The organism is Streptomyces sp. NPDC047022, from assembly GCF_040644155.1.
Lineage (GTDB): Bacteria > Actinomycetota > Actinomycetes > Streptomycetales > Streptomycetaceae > Streptomyces.
The window spans coordinates 1-1,750 of sequence record NZ_JBEYVV010000097.1; the positions used below are offsets into that span (position 1 = coordinate 1).

General features: G+C 72.1%; 1 protein-coding gene. It reads right to left on the reverse strand.

Annotated elements, in window-relative coordinates:
* Positions 1–1,750, reverse strand: a 1,750-nt coding sequence (locus ABZ845_RS31910; RefSeq protein ID WP_360987039.1) for a condensation domain-containing protein, incomplete at both ends; no start/stop codon positions are given.

Sequence of the window (1,750 nt, forward strand, 5' to 3'; positions counted from 1 at the left end):
AGTCGGCTACCAGCTGGTGGCGCTGCTCGGCGTTCAACACGGGTACCGCCGCGAGCGGCGTGTCGGGGGCCTCCTCGAGGGCCGTCACCAGTCCGGCCAGTGCGGTCTGCAGCAGCGCACCGACCCGGGCGGGGTCGGCCGGCGACGCTGCCTCGATGGTCAGGCCGAACTCGACGCCGTCGTCGACGGTCACGTTCAGCGGGTAGTTCGAGCGCTCCCGCGAGTAGAGCGTCGCGATGCCCGCCAGACCGCCATCGCCGCGCCGCGCGGCGGTCTGCTGGTGCCGGTAGTTGAAGATGGAGGCGATCAGTGGGCTGCCGCCCGGCAGGCCGCTGACCTGCTGGGCCAGCGCCAGCGGTGCGTGCTCGTGCACCAGCAGCTCGGCCAGCTGGTCCCGCATCGCGACCAGGGCGTCCGCAACCGAGGCCGGCCCGATCCGTGCCCTCATGGGCAGGGTGTTGAGGAAGAGGCCGGTCACCCGGTCCGCCCCCGCACCGGAGTTCATCCGGCCGGACAGCACGGTGCCGAACACCACGTCGTCCCGGCCGCTGACCGCCGCCAGCACCCGCGCCCACGCCAGGTGGAACACGGTGGCCGGGCTGACCCCGAGGCGGCGCGCCAACGCGCGGAGCCGAGACGCCAGTTCGCTGTCCACGATCTGCAGTGAGCGCTCGCCGTCGCTGCCGTCGCCGTGGACGTCCACGGAACCGAACGGCGCTGTGGTCTCGGTGACGTCGCCCAGCAGCTCGGCGAAGTAACGCTCGTGCTCCTCGCTCGGCACACCGAACCGCGCCTGGGCCACGAAGTTGCGGAACGGCAGTGGCTGCGGCAGGGCGTCACCACGGCCGGAGAGCAGCGCGGCGAGCTCGCCGAGCACGACCTCCATCGTGGTGTGGTCCTGCACCAGGTGGTGGAAGCGCACCATCGCCAGCCACCGGTCGCTCCCCGGCTCGGCGGCGGTGGTGACGTCGAGCAGCGGCGCCCGGCGCAGGTCCATCCACGGCGCGCCGGCGGCCACCAACTGCTCCACCGGGTCGGCGCCGTGCGGATCGAGGGTCAGCTCACGGACAGGCAGCGCCGCGCGGCGCAGCACCACCTGGACGGGCTCGCGCAGCCCTTCCCAGACGATCGCCGTGCGGTAGATGTCATGACGGTCGACCACCTGCTGGAACGCGTCCAGGAAGGCCTCCAGCCGCTGTCGCGAGTCGAACCCGAGCACCGTCGGTGTCAAGTAGACGTCGGCAGCGGCACGATCCTGACTGGTCATCAGGTAGTGGAAGAAGAAACCCTCCTGCAGCGGGGCGAGCGGGTAGACGTCCGCCACGTTCGCCGCGCCGCCGTCGACCTGTGCCACCACCTGCGCGACCTCGGACGCGGTCAGCTCCACCAACGGCAGCATCGCCGAGGTGAGTTCGGTGGCGTCGGCGGGGATCAGGTTCGCCGGCACCACGACCTGCGCTTCGCCCGCCGAGCCGGCGAGTCCGGCCGGTGTCGGGGTCTGGAACAGTGCCCGTACGGAGATGGCCACGCCCCGGGCGCGCAGGGCCTCCACCAGCGATACCGCGAGGAGGGAGTGCCCGCCCAGCTGGAAGAAGTCGTCGTCGACGCCGACGCTCTCGAGCCCGAGGAACTCGGCGAACGCCTGGCAGACGATCTCCTCCTGCACCGTGGCAGGCGCCCTGCCGTCACCGGTGGTGTACTGCGGGGCGGGCAGGGCCTTGCGGTCCAGCTTGCCGTTGACGGTCAGCGG